The following is a 23,279-nucleotide window of genomic DNA, read 5'->3' as shown; positions in this document are numbered from 1 at the left end:
ATAATCGCCCATACCTCATTCCGAGGATATAAATAGTATATCAACAAAGTTATCATCAGGCTTTATAGCTGATAATCTTTATATTAATATACTTATCAACTCACTGTTGATAATGTGCAAAGGTAAAAACTTTATTCATTTCAGCCATCGAAAGCAGTGTAAAACAATCTTTAAAAGAACGGGGAAAGTATCGATTCATAGTTATCAGCCATTCCGATAATTCTCTTATACAATATCTTCAATGACTAAAACAAACTAATTTTATCACTGTTTACCAACCAGATGTTCACAAGTTATAAGAATAGTATCACAATATATGATACTGGTTTAGCATATATTGTAATAATGGAGTATCATATATTGTGATACAACTCTTATCCTACCCGACTTCAATACCTGATATGAAATTGTAAAAGAGTAGATCGGTCTTCGATAATGCTACCGGTTCTTCCTTGCCTCTCTCCTAGTTATCCACAATTATATATTATATTAATATTAATCTTTAATTTAAAAATAAAATATGATGTATATGATATGCTGTTGAAACAGTTAATACATTTTTGTTACAATACTTGCCTGAGGAGTTATTAAAGTATATGAACTACTTATCAAAACGATACCAACAATATAAAAGATAGCTTTTGTACTGTTCTTCTTTATTTTATGGACTTTATTAGTTTTATGTTGATAACTGGTCATGTGAAAAAGTTTATCTCTGTTGATGGGTGTTGATACGTGTATAACCACTGTTAATAGCTCTTCATAAATAATAGGTTATAAATGTTGTGTGTTCGGAATGAGGAGGAGTATAGATAAGAATCTGAATAATGCAAGAACTTTTTTTCATTTTCTGTTCACTACTTATCAATACCTTTTCAACGGCATATCCACATTAATTAGCTACTTTTGCAGCTAAAGAAAAGAGTTATGCGTAAATTAAAAATAACAGAACTGAACCGTCTTACTCCGGAGGCCTTTAAAGAAAGTAAGAAGATACCGTTAATCGTTGTGCTCGACCATGTTAGGAGTCTGAATAATGTCGGATCTGTCTTTCGTACTTCAGATGCCTTTAAGGTAGAGGCTATTTATTTATGTGGTATTACGGCTTGTCCGCCCCATGCGGAGATCCATAAGACAGCTTTAGGAGCTGAAGAAACTGTAGACTGGAAATATTTTAAAGATACACATGATGCTGTTGATAACCTGAAACAACAAGGGTATATCGTTTGTGCAGTAGAACAGGCTGAAGGTAGTGTTATGCTTGATAAATTGCTGTTAGACAGAGATAAAAAATATGCTGTTATCATGGGAAACGAAGTAAAAGGCGTTCAACAATCTGTTGTTGATAACTGTGATATGTGTATTGAAATACCCCAATACGGAACTAAACACTCGCTGAATGTATCGGTAACGACCGGAATTGTTATCTGGGATTTCTTTAAGCAATTATCAGATTAATCCTCTTTCAACCATAATAACGACCCGTTCGGTCATGGCATCTTTTCCTTTCGGGTCGTATTCGGATTTCAGGCTGGCTCCGAACATTCCGGCAAACAAATTCCAGAAGCCTGCCCTGAAACCGCCCAGGTAAGCTTTCAACAAGTTATAACTGGATTGGTTACATTCCCTGTCAATCAGCTTGATAAGTAATTTACCTTGTGAGAAGGTCAGCTTTTTAAGCTCCGGTTTATATTCTTTGAACAGATCTTTTTCCATACGTTTCAAATGTTCCTGGCGTGCTTTGTCATCAGGGAGCGTTTCCATATATTCGTATGTCTCTATTAAAGTTTCATATACCATTTTGGCATAGGGTAATGTGCGTTTTACATCTCGAACCAGTTTATTATATTTCTGTTGTTCACGATTGTTCTTAAAACGCATCTGCGGAAATATAAATACTTCCTGAAGATTGACAACGGGAACCGTATCCTTCCCGTCCAGATAAGCTCTTTGCACTCCTTCGGGAAGTGTGTTTATTTTTAGTTTCTGTGCTTGACCAGCTGTAACACAGAGTAAAAACATAACCACAATCTTATACCATCTCACCTTTGTCATAGCCTACAAAAATAGGTGATTTAGTAATAGCCTGTGCAGGTTTTACAGAATTTGACTAATTATATGGAAATGATGATTTACTTGTTAATAAGTTGTCAACTTAATAAGTTTCATTATATTTGTGGCAATTCTGAATTATAACAAAACAAATTGACTATGAACATTGAATAATATTGTTAGCATTTAATTGCACTTATATATTAACAACCAAAAATATCTTATCTATGAAACTATTAATTCTATCCCTGTTATTGGGAGTTTTCCCTTGTTTGTATGCTGTTAATAACTTGCGTTTACCGGACATGCGTAGCATGGGAATGGGTGAATGTGCAGTAACTCAATCTTATCTTTTTAATCCGGCATTAATCGGTTTGTCTAGCTATCAAAGTATTGATATCAACTATTTTAATCGTTATGGATTAAAAGAACTGGGAATTATTAACTTCTCATTTTCTTATCCTAACAAAACTCTTCCAATCGGTGTTAATATCTCTTCTTTCGGTTACGATCGGCATAGGGAAAGTATGTTCCGGCTTTTCTTAGGAAGATCTTTAAATGAGAAATGGAGTATAGGTGTAAGTATCCAGTATTCAATAATACAGACAGAATTGACGGAAGAACATCCGCAACGCTTGTCGACTGATGTTGGTATCAGTTATTCTCCGGTTGAAAAACTGTTGATTGGAATGTTGATAATGGATTTTCCTTCTGTTGCTGTTAAGAAAGAAAGTACTGAAATAGATTCTTTTACAGGATATTCTTTACAAATAGGTTTTCAATGGGAAGTAATTAACAGCTTGTTGATAACAGGAAATATGGAAACGAATAAACAGGTTACTTTAACCGGTAGTGTCGGCTTAGAATATCAATTGTATAAACAATTCTATGTGCGGGCAGGGATGAAGGCGATTCCTCTGTTACCCACTATCGGTGTCGGATATTGCTTTTTAGGTTTCACTGTTGATGTTGCGACCGTATATCACCCTGTATTAGGTATTAGTACCGGGATAGGTTTGAAATACTCATTTTAAAACTATATAACTATGAAAAAGTTGTTTATAACCCTGTTGGTATATCTGTTGATAAACAGTTATCATCTTAATAGTCAGAATATATACTCTGTTGATAAGTGGATGGAATATATAGAAGAAATGGCTTCTGAAACAGATGATGAAGCTCGTATTGAAAATCTTTATTCCGACCTTTCTTATCTGGCTGAACATCCTTTTGAACTGAATAGTGTAACTAAAGAGGAGTTAAGTCGTCTGCCCTTTTTATCGGATCAGCAAATAGAACAGATTATCTTTTACCGGAACAAGTATGGAAAGTTGGTAACTCTTTATGAACTGAAAAATGTCGAAGGGTTAGATTTCCAGACAATATCACTTTTACTCTCTTTTGTTTATATTGCAGATATTTCTGTTGATAAACGTCCATTTTCTGTTAAGAACATGTTGAAGTATGGTTCTAATGAATTACAAATCAGATATGATCAATGTTTTCAACAGAAAAAGGGATATTGTTCATATCCGGATAGTATTTTACAGCAATATCCGAACCGGAAATATTTGGGTGAACCTTTCTATCATTCCCTTCGTTATTCATATGCTTTCGATGAAAGGTTTCAATTTGGAGTTGTAGCGGAAAAAGATGCCGGTGAACCTTTTTGGAACCAATATCATAAAGGATATGATTATTATTCGGTACATCTTTTTTTGAAAGATATGAATAAGTGGTTGAAAAGTCTTGCAGTCGGTGATTATAAGATATCTTTTGGGCAGGGATTGGTTATCAGTAATGATTTCTCTCCTAGCCGCAGTTCTATTGTAGCTCAGGCTGAACGACGTACAAATGGATTTCGCCGTCACTTTTCAACGAATGAAAATGACTATTTTCGTGGAGTGGCTTCTACCATTTCAATTAAAGATTTTGATATCAGCCTGTTCTATTCTTTTAGGAAACTGGACGCAGGTGTTAATAACTACGAAGTAAGTTCGTTTAAAACAGATGGTCTGCATCGGTTGGTACGTGACCGGGAGAAGTTACGGACAGTACCTATGCATACGTATGGAGGAAATATTCGATATGCAACTTCTCATGTTCATTTTGGAGTAACCGCACTATCCTATTCTTTTGGGAATTATCAGATACAGCCGGATTTAAAACCGTACAATCTTTTTTATTTTCGTGGAAACAGGAATATGAACATCAGTGTAGATTATATGTTGAAAACGAATAAGCTTAAGTTTTATGGAGAAACAGCCGTATCATCCAATAAGGCAATAGCTACTTTGAATGCTTTCCAATTGACGCCTGTCTCCTATTTATCGTTATTATTGCTCCATCGTTATTATGACAGACGTTATCAAGCTTTCTTTGGAAATGCTTTTGGTCAGAACTCTACCGTTCAGAACGAACAGGGTGTTTATACCGGAATGCAATGGACACCGTTCGCTCATTTTAAACTATCCTTATATGCGGACTTATTTCGTTTTCCCTGGTTAAAATATGGAGTTGACTCACCTTCTTCTGGGAAGGAATACATGGTACAATTGGATTATAATTCGGGTAAGAATCTTGCAGCTTATGTGCGTTATAAATATAGAAAGAAGGAAAAGAACCAGACACTGGAAAATGAATCGACACAAAGTATATTACCTTATTCACAGCAACGTTTCCGGTTTCAACTATTATATGGATCGCAACCGGCATGGATGTTGAAAACTTCGGTAGATGGTGTTTATTATGATGAACATAAAGGTAAACATAGCTTTGGATGGATGGTTTCGCAGAGTGCAGGCTGGAAACCGTCTTCCCTTCCCTTTCAGTCTGATTTTTATATTGGTTACTTTCATACTGATGATTATTACAGTCGGATAAGTTCCTATGAAAAGAATATTCTTTATGCTTTCAATATGCCTTCTTTTTATGGAAAAGGTATCCGACTTTCTGTTTCCTTTCGTTGGGATCTGTTGAAAAAGTTATCCCTTTCAGCTAAATTGGCTCATACTTATTATACAGACCGGGACTTGATAGGTACAGACCAGGAAGAAATAGAAGGACATAATAAAACAGATATGTATGTTCTCCTAAGATATAAATTTTAGAATAGGTTTTGTGGCTTTAATAATTCACTGAAATATTGTATGATTTTTTTATTTCTAAATCTTATAATTTTATTTTGAAGGTATGGTCAAGAGAGTCCTTCAATATTTTAGTGAATTTTTCAGCTCCTTCTTCTGATAAATGATCGCCATCGCTAAAGTCTTTATCATTGAATCTAATATCTTTCAGAAAATCAAGATAGAATACATTTTTGTGATCTTCAGTTATCTCTGTTGCTATGGAATATATTTGATTAAGCTGATGTTCATCCAGGTGTTCATAGTAAGTGTGCCAGGTTGGTGTAGTAACGAGGATTAATTTTATCTGCCGGTTTTCGCAAAACTGAATGATCTTATTCAGAAATTTAAGATTATCGGTCAAACTTTCCTGATTATTTAGCGTATGCCGTTTTGCTGCTTTTATGCCACTTATGTTCAAATCGTCTTTTGAAGGAATATTCACTCTGAATCCTAATGGAGAGCATTGTAGAGAACCATCTCTTAAATATTCCCTTACTTTTTCATAAGTAATGTTGCTTGTGATTTCCATACTGTATTTGTATTTTTCATATCCTATATAAATCCCGTAATATTTTAAACGTGGCTTATCTGTATAATCCATTTTATCCTGAAGCGTACAATAAGAAAAAGAAAGAATCACTTGTTTTAATTCAGCATATATGTCTTCATATTTAGTCAATATAAAATAGTCACGCTCCAGATCCTGAGAAGAGTTTGCGAAGTTAAAAGCATTGTTCGTTAAAAAGGAAGGATTGATTCCCGACATGCAATGTGAATTACCCACTATGAGCGTATTCAAATTGTCGGCATGTTGTAACATCCATTCATTTTTATATTTGTAAGTATTTGGTATTTGCCGGATTGCATACTCTAATATGATGAATATCACTATAAGGGGAATGATAAAAATAACCAATTGTTTTATAAAGTTTTTCATGACAAATCAGAATTGAAAGTAAATAAAGTCAGTAGGTGTACCTTGTAAAAAGACAATTACAAAAATCAGTATATAATAAATTCCCCAGCGGATTGCAGGTGATTTTATTTCCCCATTTATCTGTAAACCATGTTCTTTTTCCCGCTGTATCCATTCAATGATAAATAACAACAGACAATATATCAGGGCTCGTTTACCGTATGGAAATGATATTTCAAACAAAGAGGGAGAAAGAATCCGTAACAAATAGTCAGATGCTTCGGTTATATTGTTTGCCCGAAAAATAATCCATCCAATAACGACAAAGAAGAATGTTAAAAGTACTTGTACGGTTTCTTTCAAAGAAGGTAATAATTTGCCTTCGGCTACAATGTTTTTTGTATATCTTCGGTTTTTGTTGAGTAATAGGAGAGGTATGAATAAGAGTGCATGATAAATACCCCATACTATAAATGTCCAGTTTGCCCCATGCCAAAGTCCGCTGATAATGAATATGATAAATGTATTTCTTATTGCTTTCGTTTTCTGGCAGCGACTTCCACCCAGAGGTATATAAATATAATCGCGAAACCAAGTACTTAATGAAATATGCCAACGTCTCCAAAACTCAGAAATGTCTCTTGAAAAATAAGGATAATTGAAATTCTTCATTAAATCGATACCAAATAAGCGGGAACATCCGATAGCAATATCCGAATATCCGGAAAAATCTCCATATATTTGAAAAGCAAATAAAATACCTCCAAGCAGAAGAGTAAAACTACTTTGGTATTGATAGCTGTTCCAGATTTCATTGACTGCTATTGCACAGTTATCTGCAATTATCATTTTCTTGAAAAACCCCCATAACATCTGCTGACAACCATCTATTGCCTTATGATAATCGAATGTACGTTGTTTGTAAAATTGAGGAAGTAAGCCGGTAGCTCTTTCTATAGGGCCTGCTACTAATTGTGGAAAAAAGCTGACAAAAGCAAAAAATGCAACTGGATCATGACAAGCGGATATTTTCTTTTGATATACGTCGATACTATAACTTAATGCTTGAAGGGTATAAAAACTTATACCAACAGGAAGAAGTATATCTAATGTAATCCAATCCGGTCCAAATCCCAGTGCATTCAATGCTACTTTAATATTTGCACTGAAGAAATCAAAGTATTTGAAAGTCCCCAGGATGCCAATATTAAGTAATATATTAATCGTATTGATTATCTTTTGTTTATTTCGGTGGCCTTCAGCTTGTTCGATAAGCAGGCCACTGACAAAACAAAAGGCACTGGTCAGTATGATAAGAAGAAGAAAACGAACATCCCACCAGCCATAAAATATATAGCTTGCCAGTATAACAAGACAGTTTTGCCACTTTAAATTCTTATTTGCTAACCAATACAATAGGAATATGATTGGCAGGAAGAAGATAAACTCTATAGAATTAAATAGCACAATAAGTAAACAATTACTGTCCTCAACTCCCTGAAGTGACAATTGTTAAGAAAGAAAACGTAGGAATTGACCAGATTTATTTATTCAATAGTTCATTCTCATAATTTATAATACATAGTTTATACGCGCTAATATATACACGCTTACCTATGAACAGGTAAACGCGAAATAGTAGCGAGTAAATAATACTATAAACTATGAAATATAAATTGAAAAGAATAAAGCCAGACGCTTTCTATTATAAATATCGCTGATAGCGCGATTATATTTAATTACAAAAATAGCGAAACATAATTTCATCATCTGTTTAATTAATAATAAATTATGTTTTAATAAAGTAATGGATAATTATCTAATTTTTATATGCTTCTTCATTGGTAGTATTAGCGTCTTTTGTAGCTTTGCATCCATAATTTATGGAAATATGGGAGTGTTCTTTGTTATATAAAGAACTTGATAGATAAAAACCAATATAATTATGTCAACAATTCTCTTTGATAAGATAGTATTCGGCCCGGTGCACAGCCGTCGGTTGGGAGTTTCTTTGGGTATGAATTTGCTTCCGGTGGACGGGAAGCTTTGTTCTTTCGATTGTATTTATTGCGAATGCGGCCTGAATGGAGAACGCCGTACGCATACTAAACTGCCGACTCGTGAAGAGGTGAAAGAAGCATTGATACAAAAGTTATCAACTATGCAAAGTGAAGGGATTGCTCCCGATGTGATTACTTTTGCAGGTAATGGGGAACCAACCATGCATCCTCAGTTTGAAGGAGTTATTGAAGATACGATTGCTACCCGTAACCGTTTTTTCCCGAAGGCAAAGATTGCGGTTTTATCGAATTCGACAATGCTTCATAAAGAAGGTGTATTCCGGGCATTGAATAAGATCGAAGATAATATCCTTAAACTCGACTCTGTACTGGACAGCCGTATACAACAGTTGAATGTTCCGAATTCTCCCGCATTTACATTCGACAGATTGATGGTACAACTTTGCCGTTTCGAAGGAAACCTGATCATCCAGACCATGTTTCTGAAAGGGGAAGTTAACGGTCAGTCGGTTGATAACACCACAGAAACGGAACTGGAAGGCTGGCTCGAGGCTCTGAAGAGAATAAAACCGAAACAGGTAATGATCTATACCATCGAACGTGAAACTCCGCTGAAAGGTCTTCAGAAAGTTTCAAAAGAAACATTGGATGAAATAGCCGATTGTGCCCGCAAAGAAGGCTTCGATGTAACGGTTTCCTATTGATATTTTCTTTACTGTTTGATACAGCGAATCGTTTTTGCTGATTTATCGGTTAATAACCTGAAGAAATAAACGCCTTGTGATAGATTGCATAGGTTTATCTGTTCTGATGGGTTATTTATTTTCCGGATCATTTTTCCGTCGGCGGTATAGATCTCGATAGATTTTACCTGTTGATGATTAATGATCCGTAATTGATCCTTGAATATTGTCGGAGTGACGGTTATTTCATCAGCTTCCGTAAGTTTTTCAGAGTTTACTTTTATTTCGTTAGCAGCTGTAACTTGTCTACTTTCATTTTTGTCATACAATGTTGAAACACTGTAAGAATGTGTGCCTGAAGTGATGTTTCTGTCTGTATATTGTAATGTAGAAGCAGAAACGGAAGCCAGCCTTTGCTGATTTTTGTAGATATTATATCCCGTGATAACAGGGAAAGCACTGCTGCGTGTAAGGGTTCCCTCTTCGGAAGTTACAACCGCTGATAAGATAAAGTTATTGTCCGTTTTCTCATTTTGCAAATATTCCCATTTTTCTCCGTCAAAAGAAATAAGATTCCCTTTTCCGTGAATGGACGGCCCACCGTCCATAAATGCGGGAGTCGACCGACTATATTTTTTTACATGAATAGAGACAATCAACTCCTGTCCGGCATCTATTACAAATGGAGTTCTCAACTGAACCGAATTTGATTTATTAGCTACCGGATTAGTTATTTCCTGGCTGTAAGTACGTTCCCCCTGCTTAATATAAATAGCATAGAAAGCGTTGGAAACCGGAATAAAGTTAACACTGATCAACTTTTTCTTATGAAAATCCTTTAAATCTTTGGTATCCCATCTTTGACCGAAATAGAATGGAGTGTTTGTATAACCTATCTGTTTTGATGAATTTTGAGTTCCCCATCCGATAACTTGTTTGTATAAAGGAGCATTCCATTCGATCAGAATATTATTGGAAGATATGGTTTTTGAAGTCACATCCGTTGGCGGTTGATAATTTATTAAAGTCCCCTCCTCACCTGTCTGAGATAATCCTGCGAGGTTGACTGTACCTGTGTTCAGTGGATCGAGCCAGATATCCATGCGTTCGTTATCCGACTTACCGTATTTATTCCAGTGATAAAACAGTTTACTGTATATATTTCGCCCGTCCGTATAGCGGCAGGTGGAGTTACCACCGGTTAAGGTGCCTACTATCAGTTTGTTTTGGTTTAATAGAGGGGAACCGGATGAGCCACCTTCGGTTATAGAATGTCCATTGGGAGTCGGATCGAACACTACATTCCAGTGTGCATTTTGAGCTCCCGTTGTATTAGTATCATCCAGCCAAGTGACTGTTTCAACCGGATAACTGCCGAAGGTTGATATTTTCATGTAATCGGCGGATGGATGATGAATATTTACACCTGAATTTGCAGGTGTGTCCCTCCTGTCCCAACCATTGAAATAGACATTATAATCTTTAGGAATATCATTATTCAGTAATACTAAAAGTCCGTCGGAACCACCGTCGAGTGGGATACTGACTTTACGGGTACAGCCTACCATCGATTTCTGTTCCGTTACGGGAGAAGAATTATCGCATCCGGAATGTTCAAAATGAAAATGAAATACCCATTGGTTCAGATCCTCATCCGAAGCAATGGTATTGTTCTTAAGATCTTGAGAACAATGGAAAGCGGATAAAATATAAGGTTTCATATCCAAAGCCGTGTTATTTATTAAGGAGCCTGTACAAAGATAAGCCGCTGTTCCTATCTTCTGAACCATCTGGCAGACCCCGTTCTTTTCAGTCTGCCACTCCTCTCCTTCTTCGCAATTGATATTCACCATACAGGAGCCTGATGTTCCGGGGCCGGTACTTTTTAGCCCGGAGAAAACGGATAGATGATTGTATCCATATCCTATCTGATTGATTTTTATGCAGGCTGGTTCACCGGAAGGCGAGGGTTCATATTCCAACGTGATATTATCGCCGGCTACGAATTCGGTAGCAAACGATTTCCCTGCTGGATTAGTTCGTGAAGTATACGCCCCTAGTAAATGAGTTTTCTCTGCATTATAAATGAACAGTTTTCCTCCTTCAGGTATGTAGAATGTATCATAATAAAGCATTAATGCGATAGCCCCTTTTGCCTGCAGATGCAGTTGCCATATTTTTTGTCCGGAAGACAAAGTAAGCCAAAGGCCGGCATTATCCATATTCAGATCCGTATCTAACAAGGTAGAGACTGCTAATGGTGCTCCCTGGCTTACTTGCCATGCATCCACCACTTTCATATCTTCCACACTGAAGTTTATAGGAATGTCAACTACCGGTAGTTGGCTTTTCAATGTATTCTGTTCATTGAAACTGGCTGGCATTCCCCCTTCGCTTATTTGAGATTTTGCCTTATTAGTGCAAAACAAAAATAAACAGACAATACTTATATAAATGTAATGACAAAAGAGGTTTTTACTATTCATTATAATTTAATATAGATACGTTTCTTATATAACCAATATCCGGGGATCCAGTTCAGAATAACAAAGAAAATAGCCCATACTAATGAACCGCCGAAGTTTCCGAATAAGGGAGCCAATATATCCGTATAAATATAAGATGCTATACCGCTTTTATCCAGTATGACAGCCAGTATATCGCCTTGTACATACAGGTATAACGGATTAATCCCGAATGATTCGAAAAATAATGACCATTTCTTTTTACCGTTAATGTCGATAATCCAGATCAATAAGGCCAGGAACAATGAACCGAATCCACAAGTGGTTAAAACAAAAGTACTGCTCCATAACTTTTTATTGATCGGACAACCGTAACTGAATAGAAATCCCAGAAACAGAATAATGCTTCCAAAGATAAACAAATTCCTGATAATTAATTCATTATTCTTTTTGCTGTCCAGAATTATTTTACCGGCATAGAAACCTAATAATACATGTGCGATACTTCCGAGACAGCTTAACAATCCTTCCGGATCAAAAGCAATACGTGTTCCGTCGGCCAGATAATCGTGATACATATGTGTGTTGCCAAACAGGGCACGGTCTACAACGGCAATGATATTATCTTCCGATAATGTGGTGCTTCCTGTTAGGGCCAGGAGTATCCAGTAGAATAAGAGTATCACGGTAGCTGTTTGCAGGATATATTTATGATTGACAGCCAGCCCGATCAGTGAACCTGCGCCATAAGCCAATGCAAGGCGTTGCATAACGCCGAGGATGCGAAGGTTTTCAAAGTGAGTGAATCCGTTATAACAGATATGGGAGAAAAGGTTCAGTCCGAATCCGACCAGAAAGATAAGTGCTGTCCGCTTCAATACCTTCGTAACACTTTCTTTGGATAGTTTGAAATTATATTTCCGCAATGAAAAGAACATCGAAACTCCCATGATGAACATAAAGAACGGAAAGACCAGATCGGTAGGAGTGAGGCCGTTCCAGGATGCATGCCGTAAAGGAGCATATACATATTCCCAGGTTCCGGGATTATTCACCATGATCATTCCTGCAATTGTGATACCTCTCATTACATCCAACGAGAGTAATCTTCCTGATTGTGCCATATCTTAGATTTTAGGTTTGTAAAGACGCAAATGTAATGGAAAAAAGAACAAGGTGATATTATTTTAAAAATAAAACACTAACCTTCAGTACAATCAACCTTATGTTTTTGCCCATTTATAGGGTACTTTTTAATGGCTCACAATTGTCAGCCGAGCGGCCGATATTTATCAACCATACGGCTGATAATTGTAACCCATACGGTTGATGGTTATTAACCACTGATTAGTCGCCATAGTAATTCTATTTAATAAGTAGGGTAATTGGAAATATATCTGGTCTTTTAAGGAATGCTTATATAGCTGAGTTGTCTGCCGAGATCAAACCATGTTGACAAAGTAATTACTTTGGAATAGGGGTATTTTGTCAGAATCTGTCATATATATAAATGATAAAAAATTATGAAAACAAAGTTGTGTATTATTTTAAGTATGCTCATTGGTATGAGTGTAGTGAAGTTGAGTGCTCAAGTTCGTTTGGGAGCTGAGGTTGGTGTTAATATGGCTAGGTTAGGAGTGAAAGGAGATCATAGGCAGGTTCTGCCTGTTGGTGGTTTGACAATTGACTATCAGTTAGGGAATAATATAATGCTTTTAAGTGGAATCTATCATACAACGAAAGGTGCCAATGGTTTGGTGGATGGCAGTCGTGAATTAATGGTTCGTTTGGGGTATCTGGAATTGCCTGTCATGTTTGGCTACCGTATTCCGGTTGTTGAACATATATCTTTAGTTCCTCAGCTAGGGGCTTATTTTGCTTGTGGAGTAAATGGATATGGAGAGTTTGGGTCCAATTTTGTACATACGGGAATCGGTAATACAGATGGGATATGGTATAATCCGTTTGAACGTTTTGATTTAAAGACGGGAAAAAATGAATACATAGAACCTTTTGAACGCTTTGATTCCGGTTTACGATTTGCTCTAAGTGCCGAGGTATATAAGTTTAATTTATCTTTGGCTTATGACTTAGGGCTTAAAAAGACATGGAAAGAATTTGATCCGGATAATTATTTTAAGTATAAGAATAGAAGCGTAGCTATAACTATTGGATATAAATTCAATTTATAAGAATTGATGGGGAGACTTTCCTAAAGTTCTCCCCATTCATACATATTTATTTCTTTAGTAACTTTCAAAACTGAAAAAATAGATTTACCTTACTGCCTCTTCTGCCTTTCTGACCGCTTCGTTAATATTGGAACAAATATTTTCCGCACCGATCTTTTGGTCGAAGCCTGATTTGATCAATACACGGCGTACATCTTCATTTACCCCGGATAGGATCATGTGGATATTCTCCGCTTTCGATAAGCGGAATAAACTTTCGAGGTTATGCAGCCCTGTTGAATCCATGAACGGAACTTTACGCATACGGATAATACGCACTTTAGGTTTATCGCCTATGACTTTCATTACATCATCGAATTTATTGGCGACACCGAAGAAGAATGGGCCGTCGATTTCATACACTTCAACCCCTTTCGGTAAAGTCAACACCTCTTCGTCATGGTGTATCTCACCTTCATCGGACAGGTCTATTTCATCTTTGGACACTGAAACATGTGTTGTTTCAGCTACCCGTTTCATAAACAGGAACATGGCGATTAGCAGACCTATCTCGATAGCGATAGTCAGGTCGAATATCACTGTCAGGAAGAAGGTTACCAGCAAAACGGAAACATCGCTTTTCGGATTTTTCATCAACGAACGGAATGTGCGCCATTCACTCATATTGTAAGAAACGATGATCAATACACCAGCCAGGCAGGCCATTGGAATATGCTTGGTCAGCGGGCCCAGAAATAAGAGGATCAATAGTAATACAATTGCATGGATAATACCGGCAACAGGCGTACGGCCACCGTTATTGATATTCGTCATCGTACGGGCAATAGCACCGGTAACCGGAATACCACCGAAAATAGGGACAATGATATTGGCAGCCCCTTGTGCAATCAGTTCGGTATTGGAATTATGTTTGTCTCCTGTCACACCATCTGCCACTGTTGCAGAAAGAAGCGATTCGATCGCCCCCAGCATGGCAATGGTAAATGCAGAAGGAAGCAACAGGTTGATCGTTTCCATATTGAAAGAAATAGCTTCTGGCTGTGGGAGAGAAGCATTGATGGTAAAACGGTCGCCGATCGTTTCTATGCCTGCAATACCCAGATGGTTACGCATGATATAGACAATAATTGTCATCACAATAATAGCGATCAGCGAACCCGGTATCTTCTTCGAGAATCTGGGTGAAACGGCTATAATGACGATGCTAATAATCCCGATGACGAACGACCAGGGATTAATTGTATGGAAATGTTCGAAATAAGCAATCCATTTGGAGATAAAATCGGCCGGAACCTTTTCCATCGTCAAACCGAACAGGTCTTTCATCTGTGTGGTAAAGATAGTCAGCGCAATACCACTGGTAAAACCGACTACGATAGGATAAGGAATGAACTTGATGACCGTTCCTAGCTTTAAAGCTCCCATTACCACCAATATAATTCCGGCGATAACTGTCGCTATGGCCAATCCTTCGATACCGAAATTTTGTATAATACCATATACGATTACAATGAAAGCTCCGGTCGGCCCGCCGATCTGCACGGAACTTCCTCCTAGAAGAGAAACGATAAACCCACCGATTATTGCCGTGATCAATCCTTTTTCCGGACTTACTCCCGAAGCAATACCGAATGCGATGGCCAATGGAAGGGCAACAATACCCACGATGATCCCTGCCATCAGGTCGGTCATGAATTTTTCTTTGGAATAATTTTTCAGCGCCGATATAAGCTTGGGCTGAAAATCAATTTTGCTTTTCATTTTTCTGCCTAATGTGTTAAATTGTGATGCAAAGATACAATAATATTTATCGGGAAGTATAAATTATAGGGTATTTTGCAATGTCGACATTTCAAAATGGGCAGGATAGATTCCGGAAGGAGTTTTTTGGCAAGCAATAGTTGTTGATCTGCCGGTGTGAAAAGACAGAAACTATTTCTCTCCTTTCCTTGTTATAAAAACACCTTTAACCGGGCCTCTGATAAGCGCAAACTGAATGTAAACTTAAAAATTACGAGTAATGAGAAGATGTACTATTGTTTTCTTTACCGCCTTATTGACTATGTCGATAAGTGCCGCACCTATTGATGTGAAGCAGGCACGGAGTGTAGCCCTCAGTTTCCTGAAAGCGAATTCTCCGCAGACAAAAGCTTCAGAACCCGGATTGACTCTGGTCTGGTCGGATGCCGGAACAACTACCAAGTCAGTCGGTTCCGTGCAGGATGCTACTTTTTACGTATTCAACCGCGAAGATGCCGACGGCTTTGTCGTTGTGGCGGGTGACGATGCCGTTTATCCTATCTTAGGATATGGTATGCAGCAACTGTTTGAAAAAGACTCCATGCCGTCGAATCTGCGCGGATGGTTTGATAGTTACCAACGCCAGATCAACTGGATACGTGAGAATAAGCAGGAAGCATCCCGTGAAGTTTCAGTTGCCTGGAATCAGGTTCGCCAGGGAACTATGCAGTTGAAGTCGGGTGGGGTGTCCCTGACAACCGTTCTATGGGATCAAATGACACCTTATAACAATCTGTGTCCCGTGGTAAACAGCCAGCGCACACCGACCGGATGTGTCGCCACCTCGACATCTATTGCCATGCAGTATCATAAATGGCCGGACGTGGGTGAGGGCAGCCATTCTTATACTTCCCAGACTTACAACCTCTCCCTTTCGGCTACCTTCGATACTCCTTACCAGTGGGATAACATGCCTTCTACCTATACGGCCGGGCAATATACTACTGAACAGGCACAGAACATAGCTACCTTGATGTATGATGTCGGTGTTATGTCCGATATGAATTATGCCCCCGGAAACAGTGGTGCGCTGACATTGACAGCCGCCCAGGGTCTTGTCAATTATATGAAATACGATAAATCCCTTCATGTCCTGCAACGTGAAAACTACCAGACAGCCGAATGGGAGTCTATCATCAAAGGTGAACTGGATGATAACCGCCCTGTGATTTACGGGGGGGAAAACGATCAGAACGAAGGCCACCAGTTTATCATCGACGGTTATAACGAAGCGGATTATTATCATGTGAACTGGGGTTGGGGCGGACTGGCCAACGGTTATTACCTGCTGGCGGTACTTGAACCCGAAGAGCAGGGAACAGGTGGTAACATTGGCGGTTTCTCGCTCGACCAGGATGCTATCATCAGTATGAAGAAACCGGTGGAAGGTTCCACCTATCAGGACGTACTGGCCTTTTTCTATGGTGAGAACAGCGGAACGGTCTTTGCCGGCCTCGAAGCAACAACGGATACTTTCGAACCAAACAAACTGTTTGGTGTTGAATACGGCTATGTGGGTAATATGAGTATCCGTGATTTTTCCGGTAACCTGGTTGTCGCCCTTGTCGATAAGGATGGTAATACCAAAGAGTTCATTTCGAGTGAAGAGCCTGTCAGCATACAGATTGAACAGGGAGTAGCTCAGGAAGTACCTTGTACGATCACGCAGCAAATGGTACCCGGCGACCGTATCCGCCTGCTATATAAGAGCAGCGACGCGCAGGATTGGCAATGGGTGAGAGGTGGCAGCAATACGACCGGAGAGATCCTGGTAGCCGGCGATCCGACCTCAACGGAAGAGATATCAGCAGAGACGAATATCTCTGTTTCCTATGATACGAACGGAACGGCTTACGTAACTTCTCCTGTCGCTATCCGGGAAATCGCTTTGTATGATATGAACGGCCGCCTGTTGAAAAAGCAGCCGGGAAGCGATAATTCGACTGTTACGTTTTCTTACAGCAGCTATCCGTCAGGTATTTATGTGATGGAGGTACAGACTGCGGAAGGACGAAGTAGCCATAAGGTGGTAAAGAAGTAATATATAATGGTTAGATAAAATAAAGGCAGACTGAATTGTTCTATTAATTACAATTCAGCCTGCTTTTTTCAATGCTTTGATCATTTCGTTGACGTCAACGAAATGATCATATCTTTATTTCTTCAGTAACGGCCAGTTCGGATCTTCGATATGTTCCCGTACCATGATCTCTTTCAGTTCGGCTACCTTTTCCGGATACTTGTCCAGCAGGTTATACTTTTCCGAAGGATCGGCTGCTAAATTATAAAGCTCGTAATACGGTTTATCACCACGGATATTCATATGAACCAGTTTCCATGAGCCCTGGCGTACTGCTTGGCGACCGTTCATTTCCTGGAACTCGAAATACAGGAACTCATGCTCTTTTTGTCCTTTACGGTTTTGCAGTAGCGGCAACATACTTACACCGTCCATCTCTTTCTGTTTAGCTTTCGGATGGATGATCTCTTCGAATGTGGGTAACACATCCCAGAACGAACACATGAAATTCGTTTCCGTTCCCGGCTGTATATGTCCCGGCCATGAAATGATCATCGGTACACGGATACCACCTTCATACAGGTCGCGTTTGTAACCGCGGTAGATGCCATTGCTGTTGAAGAAATCAGGATCGGCTCCACCTTCCATGTGAGGGCCGTTGTCGCTGGCGAAGATGATGATTGTATTGTCGTATAAACCTTTTTCTTTCAGTTTTTGCACGATCTGTCCCACATATACGTCCAGACGATAGATCATCGCGGCAAATGTAGCGTGGGGATATAGTTGTGTGCAATAACCACCTTTGCGGAAAGCCGGACTGCCCGGTTCGGTACCCTTATGTGCCTTTTCCGGATACATGCCACGGAATTTCTGGATGATGCTGTCTTCCGGTACGATCAGTTCGGCATGGGGCAGAATGGTCGGATACCACATGAAGAAAGGTTCGTCTTCCTTCAAATTATCCAGGTAGTCGAGTGCTTTCGAGTGGATCAGGTCTTGTGAATAAGTACCTTTTCCGTATTCGACGTCCAATACATTATCTTTCAGTTCGACACGCTGGTCGTTGTCCCACAGATGATCGGGATAATAGCTGTGTGCCAGTAGCTGGCAGTTATATCCGAAGAATGTTTCGCATCCCTGATTTTTAGGATCACCGGAAGTACCGATGTAACCCAGTCCCCACTTACCGAAAGCCGAAGTCTTATATCCGGCATCCTGCATGACGTGGAAAATGGTACGTGCCCCTTCGGGCAACGGGAATTGTCCTTCCGGGTCAAGTTCTTTGTTTCCGCGAATGGGAGTATGTCCGCTATGTGTACCTGTCAGCAGGCAAGAGCGGGAAGGGGCACTGACGGTAGTACCTGAGTAACATTGCGTAAAACGCATACCGTTTTGAGCCAGTTGGTCGATATTCGGTGTATTAAACTTCTCTTGTCCGTAGCAGCTTAAGTCGCCGTATCCAAGGTCGTCGGCCAGGATAAATACAACATTTGGTTTTTTGTCTTTGCTCTTTTGCGCCTGCACAAAAGGAACAGCCAGGATAAGGCCGGAAGCGAGTAAAATAGTTTTTTTCATGATCTTTTAGTTATTTCTTGTCAGATTGTCGACAAAGTTATATTATTTATCCGGAATAATAATTATTCATTTGGGTTCTTTGTTACAGATAGTTATTATATTTACTGTCGTTTTAATCTAATATTCTTTTGGCTATGACAAAGCATGTAAACAGTTACTTATTGTTCTTTTTCCTTGTTTTTCTTTGTGTCGGCTGTGCACCGGATACCTCCTGCTACTATCTGGATGCTGTGAACGGAAATGATAATAATAACGGACATTCCGAACAGGCTGCCTGGAAGAGCCTCTCCAAACTTCAATCTCTCCAACTGAAACCGGGTGACCGTATCCTGTTGAAGAGGGGAGATACTTACTCCGGCGAACTGGAAATCTCGGGACAGGGAACTTCAGATAATAGGATATATGTAGAAGCTTATGGTGAAGGAAGTAAGCCATGTATTGTTGGAAACGACAGTTCCCTGTATGCCGTTCGTATCCACAACTCCGATTACGTCACATTCCGTGATATTGAAATAGTGAATACAGGCAAAGAACGTAAACCTTTCCGTACCGGCTTGAAGATAGAAGCTTCCGACTATGGCGTGTCACATAATATTATAGTAGATGGGATTGATATACGGGATGTAAACGGTTCGTTGGTGAAAGCGGAAGGCGGCGGCAGCGGTATCCTGATCGTCAACGGGGGAAAAGAGGTGATCTCCATGTTCGACAGCCTGACCATCCAGAACTGCTGCATACGCCGTTGTTCCCGTAATGCGATGATATGGTCGGCTTACAGCGACCGCCGCAACTGGCACCCGAGCAAACATACGGTTGTTCGTAATAACCTGATTGAAGAAGTACCCGGCGACGGTATCGTTCCGATCGGTTGCGACAGCATGCTGATTGAATATAATGTGATGCGTAATTGTCCGGCCATACTTCCTGATACGGAAGCCGCAGCCGGTATCTGGCCGTGGAGCTGTGACAATACGATCATTCGTTTCAACGAAGTTAGCGATCATAAGGCTCCCTGGGATGCCCAGGGATTCGATTCGGACTGGAACTGTACGAACACGGTGATCGAGTATAATTACAGTCACGATAACGAAGGCGGCATGGTCTTGATCTGCAATTCCGGTGAAGTTTCCGAGCCGTCCAATATCGGTAACCGGGGAACAATCGTCCGCTACAATATCAGTATCAATGACGGTATCCGTACGCGCCTTACCCGGGTAGGAACCTTCTCGCCTAATATTCATCTGGCAGGCCCTGTAAAGAACACGACCATCTGTAACAACATCCTCCATGTGAATAAAAAGCCGGAAGGAAAAGTAGACCGCAGCATGATGACATTCGACTCCTGGGGCGGTTTCTCCGACAGTACGCTGGTAAAAGATAATATTTTCTATACGGCTGAAAGCACAACGTTCAACTTCACAGAGTCGACAAATAATACGTTCGACGGTAATTATTATCTGGGTAAGTTCATGGTGAAGCCGGAAGATGCCAATGCCCGTTATTCATCAGAAGCTTATCAGAAGATAGTAGATAAAGCAAATGATGGCTTTGGCGGCTTGTCGCAATTAATGGATACGATTACCATTGCGGGCATAGAAGGTGTTTTCGTGAATGAACAGGCGATCCGTAACTTTTGGCAACAATAAGGTAAAGCGATATTCTCCTCCTTTATACTCTCGTAAAAAATTGTACCTTTGTACGGTTTAAATAAAATGATAAAAGATATATCCCGTGGCAAAGATCGTTGAAACCCCATTGATGAAGCAGTATTTCGATATTAAAGCGAAACACCCTGATGCTGTCCTTCTGTTCCGTGTAGGAGACTTTTACGAAATGTATGGTGAGGATGCCGTGATTGGTGCTGAAATTCTCGGGATCGTTCAGACGAAGAAAGCCAACGGGCCGGGACAGTTTATCGAAATGGCCGGTTTCCCGCATCATGCCCTCGATACGTATCTGCCTAAACTGGTGCGAGCCGGTAAACGTGTTGCCATCTGTGACCAGTTGGAAGATCCGAAGTTGACCAAGAAACTGGTGAAGCGTGGGGTGACGGAACTGGTTACGCCGGGTGTTTCCATCAACGATAATATTCTTAATCATAAAGAAAATAACTTCCTCGCAGCCGTTCATTTCGGAAAGGATGTTTGTGGTATCGCATTACTGGATATTTCCACCGGTGAGTTCCTGACAGCTGAGGGAACGGTCGATTATATCGACAAACTACTGAATAACTTCTCCCCGAAAGAGGTGCTGATAGAGCGCAACAATAAGAAGCGTTTTGAAGAATCGTTCGGCCCCCGTTTCTTTACTTTTGAGATGGACGACTGGGTTTTCTCCGACGAAGCCGCCAACGACCGCCTGCTGAAGCATTTCGAAACGAAGAACCTGAAAGGTTTCGGCGTACAGCATCTGAAATTGGGTATCGTCGCTTCGGGAGCTATCCTTTATTACCTGGATCAGACGGAACATAAACATATTTCGCATATCACCGGCCTGTCGCGTATTGAGGAAGACCGTTATGTGCGTCTGGATAAGTTTACCGTGCGCAGCCTCGAGCTGGTCGGTACGATGAATGATGAAGGAACCAGTCTGCTTGATGTGATCGATAAGACGGTTTCGCCGATGGGTTCGCGTATGTTGAGACGTTGGGTTCTTTTCCCGTTGAAGGAAGTGAAACCGATACAGGAACGGCAGGATGTGGTGGATTACTTCTTCCGTCACCCGGAGGTAAAAGAGCTTCTGGACGAACATATCGATCAGATAGGCGACCTGGAGCGTATTATCTCGAAGGTGGCCGTAGGACGTGTATCGCCCCGTGAGGTAGTTCAGTTGAAAGTGGCTCTTCGCGCTATCAAGCCGATCAAAGAGGCCTGTATGAATAGCGACGAGCCCAGTCTTTGCCGCATCGGAGAACAGTTGAATGCCTGCCTGGAGATACGTGAGCGAATAGAAAAGGAAGTAAACAACGATCCGCCCGCCTTGTTGAATAAGGGAGGCGTTATTGCCCAAGGAGTAAATGCCGAATTGGATGATCTGCGTGCGATTGCTTACTCCGGTAAAGATTATTTGTTGAAGGTGCAACAGCGCGAAAGTGAAAAGACCGGTATCCCCAGTCTGAAGATTGCTTTCAATAACGTATTCGGCTATTATATCGAAGTGCGTAATGCCCATAAAGATAAGGTTCCGGTAGAATGGATTCGTAAGCAGACACTTGTGAATGCCGAACGTTATATCACTGAGGAACTGAAAGAATACGAAGAAAAGATATTAGGTGCGGAGGAGAAGATCCTGGCATTGGAAGGACGTCTGTTTAATGACCTGGTACTTTGCCTGGCTGAGGTTATTCCGCCTATCCAGTTGGATGCGAACCTGATCGGACGGCTGGATTGCCTGTTGTCTTTTGCCAAGGTAGCCGAAAACAATCGTTATATCCGTCCGCTGGTGGATGATTCGGAGGTGATCGATATCAAGTCGGGTCGTCATCCGGTGATTGAAAAGCAATTGCCGCTGGGAGAACCTTATATCGCCAATGATGTGTATCTGGATAGCGAAAAGCAACAGATCATCATTATAACGGGGCCGAATATGGCGGGTAAGTCTGCCTTGCTTCGTCAGACGGCATTGATCACGCTGATGGCGCAGATCGGTTGCTTCGTGCCCGCTGAGTCTGCCCGCATCGGTCTTGTTGATAAGATATTTACCCGTGTGGGGGCTTCCGATAATATCTCTGTCGGTGAGTCTACTTTTATGGTGGAGATGAACGAAGCTTCGAATATCCTGAATAATATGTCGTCGCGCAGCCTGGTGCTGTTCGATGAGTTGGGGCGTGGTACGAGTACTTACGACGGTATCTCGATTGCCTGGGCGATTGTCGAGTATATCCATGAGCATCCGAATGCCCGTGCCAAGACGCTTTTTGCCACGCACTATCATGAGTTGAATGAGATGGAGCGCTCGTTCAAGCGTATCAAGAACTATAATGTATCGGTGAAAGAGGTCTCCAACAAGGTGATCTTCCTGCGTAAGCTGGTTCCCGGCGGTAGCGAACATAGCTTCGGTATCCATGTGGCCAAGATGGCAGGAATGCCGAAGAGCATCGTGAAACGTTCCGACGAGATCCTGAAGCAACTGGAAACGGATAACCGCCAGGAGGGGATCGACTGCAAAGACAAAGCGAAAGGAAAAGGCAAGGTGAAAGCAAAGCCTGTCAAAGAGATTGCATCCGCCGCCGAAGGCTATCAGCTTAGCTTCTTCCAGCTCGACGACCCCGTATTAAGCCAGGTACGCGACGAGATAAAGAACCTCGATGTAAACAACCTTACTCCGATCGAAGCACTGAACAAACTAAGCGAGATCCGTAAGATCATTTCAGGGAAGTAGTAACTGTTTCATTAGGAAGAAACATTAGTTTCATAGGCATGAAACAA

Annotated in this window: 15 protein-coding genes; 8 read left to right on the top strand and 7 right to left on the bottom strand. The window is 40.5% G+C overall.

Features of this window, described 5'->3' with window-relative positions; genetic code table 11:
- The first annotated feature begins 927 nt into the window (after positions 1-927).
- Positions 928-1,458 carry an RNA methyltransferase gene (locus HMPREF1212_RS21205; protein ID WP_028730008.1) on the top strand — a complete coding sequence of 177 codons (531 nt, stop codon included), beginning with the start codon at positions 928-930 and terminating at the stop codon, positions 1,456-1,458.
- Here the strand turns inward: HMPREF1212_RS21205 and HMPREF1212_RS21200 are convergent.
- Positions 1,450-2,022 (bottom strand): DUF4294 domain-containing protein, encoded by a 573-nt coding sequence (locus HMPREF1212_RS21200; RefSeq protein ID WP_369800849.1) that lies wholly within the window; start codon positions 2,020-2,022, stop codon positions 1,450-1,452. The genes HMPREF1212_RS21205 and HMPREF1212_RS21200 overlap by 9 nt on opposite strands.
- 257 nt (positions 2,023-2,279) lie before the next feature.
- On the opposite strand from HMPREF1212_RS21200, the gene HMPREF1212_RS21195 reads away from it, so the two are divergent.
- Both HMPREF1212_RS21195 and HMPREF1212_RS21190 read left to right on the top strand, forming a co-directional pair.
- Complete coding sequence (locus tag HMPREF1212_RS21195; RefSeq protein ID WP_046150994.1) at positions 2,280-3,086, top strand: PorV/PorQ family protein; 807 nt, start codon at positions 2,280-2,282, stop codon at positions 3,084-3,086.
- Positions 3,087-3,098: 12 nt separating this feature from the next.
- The gene (locus HMPREF1212_RS21190; RefSeq protein WP_046150993.1) at positions 3,099-5,162 is read left to right on the top strand and encodes a helix-hairpin-helix domain-containing protein; all 2,064 of its coding nucleotides are present in this window, start codon (positions 3,099-3,101) and stop codon (positions 5,160-5,162) included.
- A gap of 61 nt (positions 5,163-5,223) precedes the next feature.
- On the opposite strand, the gene HMPREF1212_RS21185 is transcribed toward HMPREF1212_RS21190, so the two are convergent.
- A complete protein-coding gene (locus HMPREF1212_RS21185; protein ID WP_046150992.1) occupies positions 5,224-6,117 on the bottom strand; it encodes a DUF1574 family protein in 894 nt (297 codons plus the stop codon).
- Positions 6,118-6,123: 6 nt separating this feature from the next.
- Entirely contained in the window at positions 6,124-7,563 is a 1,440-nt protein-coding gene (locus HMPREF1212_RS21180; RefSeq protein WP_046151276.1) for an MBOAT family O-acyltransferase, read from the bottom strand.
- A 478-nt stretch (positions 7,564-8,041) separates the two neighbouring features.
- On the opposite strand from HMPREF1212_RS21180, the gene HMPREF1212_RS21175 reads away from it, so the two are divergent.
- Complete coding sequence (locus tag HMPREF1212_RS21175) at positions 8,042-8,821, top strand: radical SAM protein (RefSeq protein ID WP_046150991.1); 780 nt, start codon at positions 8,042-8,044, stop codon at positions 8,819-8,821.
- 8 nt (positions 8,822-8,829) lie between these two features.
- Here the strand turns inward: HMPREF1212_RS21175 and HMPREF1212_RS21170 are convergent, their stop codons facing one another.
- Positions 8,830-11,184: a T9SS type A sorting domain-containing protein gene (locus HMPREF1212_RS21170; RefSeq protein WP_232430176.1), complete on the bottom strand. Its 2,355-nt coding sequence runs from the start codon at positions 11,182-11,184 to the stop codon at positions 8,830-8,832.
- A 101-nt stretch (positions 11,185-11,285) separates the two neighbouring features.
- Positions 11,286-12,389: an acyltransferase family protein gene (locus HMPREF1212_RS21165; protein ID WP_046150989.1), complete on the bottom strand. Its 1,104-nt coding sequence runs from the start codon at positions 12,387-12,389 to the stop codon at positions 11,286-11,288.
- Between the two features lie 399 nt (positions 12,390-12,788).
- Between HMPREF1212_RS21165 and HMPREF1212_RS21160 the strand changes: the two genes are divergently transcribed.
- Positions 12,789-13,457: an outer membrane beta-barrel protein gene (locus HMPREF1212_RS21160; protein WP_082099957.1), complete on the top strand. Its 669-nt coding sequence runs from the start codon at positions 12,789-12,791 to the stop codon at positions 13,455-13,457.
- A gap of 84 nt (positions 13,458-13,541) precedes the next feature.
- On the opposite strand, the gene HMPREF1212_RS21155 is transcribed toward HMPREF1212_RS21160, so the two are convergent.
- Positions 13,542-15,218: a SulP family inorganic anion transporter gene (locus tag HMPREF1212_RS21155; protein WP_046150987.1), complete on the bottom strand. Its 1,677-nt coding sequence runs from the start codon at positions 15,216-15,218 to the stop codon at positions 13,542-13,544.
- Between the two features lie 259 nt (positions 15,219-15,477).
- Here HMPREF1212_RS21155 and HMPREF1212_RS21150 point away from each other — a divergent pair, with 259 nt between their 5' ends.
- Positions 15,478-17,298, top strand: a complete 1,821-nt coding sequence (locus HMPREF1212_RS21150; protein WP_046150986.1) for a thiol protease/hemagglutinin PrtT — start codon at positions 15,478-15,480, stop codon at positions 17,296-17,298.
- 114 nt (positions 17,299-17,412) lie between these two features.
- Here the strand turns inward: HMPREF1212_RS21150 and HMPREF1212_RS21145 are convergent, their stop codons facing one another.
- The gene (locus HMPREF1212_RS21145) at positions 17,413-18,852 is read right to left on the bottom strand and encodes an arylsulfatase (protein WP_046150985.1); all 1,440 of its coding nucleotides are present in this window, start codon (positions 18,850-18,852) and stop codon (positions 17,413-17,415) included.
- Positions 18,853-18,986: 134 nt separating this feature from the next.
- Between HMPREF1212_RS21145 and HMPREF1212_RS21140 the strand changes: the two genes are divergently transcribed.
- A complete protein-coding gene (locus tag HMPREF1212_RS21140) occupies positions 18,987-20,498 on the top strand; it encodes a right-handed parallel beta-helix repeat-containing protein (protein ID WP_052725072.1) in 1,512 nt (503 codons plus the stop codon).
- Positions 20,499-20,610: 112 nt separating this feature from the next.
- A complete protein-coding gene (gene mutS / locus HMPREF1212_RS21135; protein ID WP_369800856.1) occupies positions 20,611-23,232 on the top strand; it encodes a DNA mismatch repair protein MutS in 2,622 nt (873 codons plus the stop codon).
- The last annotated feature ends 47 nt before the right edge of the window (positions 23,233-23,279 follow it).

The organism is Parabacteroides sp. HGS0025 (genome assembly GCF_000969845.1).
GTDB classification, from domain to species: Bacteria; Bacteroidota; Bacteroidia; order Bacteroidales; family Tannerellaceae; genus Parabacteroides; species Parabacteroides gordonii.
Note: the sequence above shows the minus strand (reverse complement) of the source record. Positions and strands in the feature narration are given on the sequence as shown.

Excerpts from the sequence above, each read along its gene's own strand:
- HMPREF1212_RS21205 (WP_028730008.1), top strand. The coding sequence starts at position 928 with ATGCGTAAATTAAAAATAACAGAACTGAACCGTCTTACTCCGGAGGCC.
- HMPREF1212_RS21200 (WP_369800849.1), bottom strand. The coding sequence starts at position 2,022 with ATGTTTTTACTCTGTGTTACAGCTGGTCAAGCACAGAAACTAAAAATA.
- HMPREF1212_RS21195 (WP_046150994.1), top strand. The coding sequence starts at position 2,280 with ATGAAACTATTAATTCTATCCCTGTTATTGGGAGTTTTCCCTTGTTTG.
- HMPREF1212_RS21190 (WP_046150993.1), top strand. The coding sequence starts at position 3,099 with ATGAAAAAGTTGTTTATAACCCTGTTGGTATATCTGTTGATAAACAGT.
- HMPREF1212_RS21185 (WP_046150992.1), bottom strand. The coding sequence starts at position 6,117 with ATGAAAAACTTTATAAAACAATTGGTTATTTTTATCATTCCCCTTATA.
- HMPREF1212_RS21175 (WP_046150991.1), top strand. The coding sequence starts at position 8,042 with ATGTCAACAATTCTCTTTGATAAGATAGTATTCGGCCCGGTGCACAGC.
- HMPREF1212_RS21170 (WP_232430176.1), bottom strand. The coding sequence starts at position 11,184 with ATGCCAGCCAGTTTCAATGAACAGAATACATTGAAAAGCCAACTACCG.
- HMPREF1212_RS21165 (WP_046150989.1), bottom strand. The coding sequence starts at position 12,389 with ATGGCACAATCAGGAAGATTACTCTCGTTGGATGTAATGAGAGGTATC.
- HMPREF1212_RS21160 (WP_082099957.1), top strand. The coding sequence starts at position 12,789 with ATGAAAACAAAGTTGTGTATTATTTTAAGTATGCTCATTGGTATGAGT.
- HMPREF1212_RS21155 (WP_046150987.1), bottom strand. The coding sequence starts at position 15,218 with ATGAAAAGCAAAATTGATTTTCAGCCCAAGCTTATATCGGCGCTGAAA.
- HMPREF1212_RS21150 (WP_046150986.1), top strand. The coding sequence starts at position 15,478 with ATGAGAAGATGTACTATTGTTTTCTTTACCGCCTTATTGACTATGTCG.
- HMPREF1212_RS21145 (WP_046150985.1), bottom strand. The coding sequence starts at position 18,852 with ATGAAAAAAACTATTTTACTCGCTTCCGGCCTTATCCTGGCTGTTCCT.
- HMPREF1212_RS21140 (WP_052725072.1), top strand. The coding sequence starts at position 18,987 with ATGACAAAGCATGTAAACAGTTACTTATTGTTCTTTTTCCTTGTTTTT.
- mutS (WP_369800856.1), top strand. The coding sequence starts at position 20,611 with ATGAAGCAGTATTTCGATATTAAAGCGAAACACCCTGATGCTGTCCTT.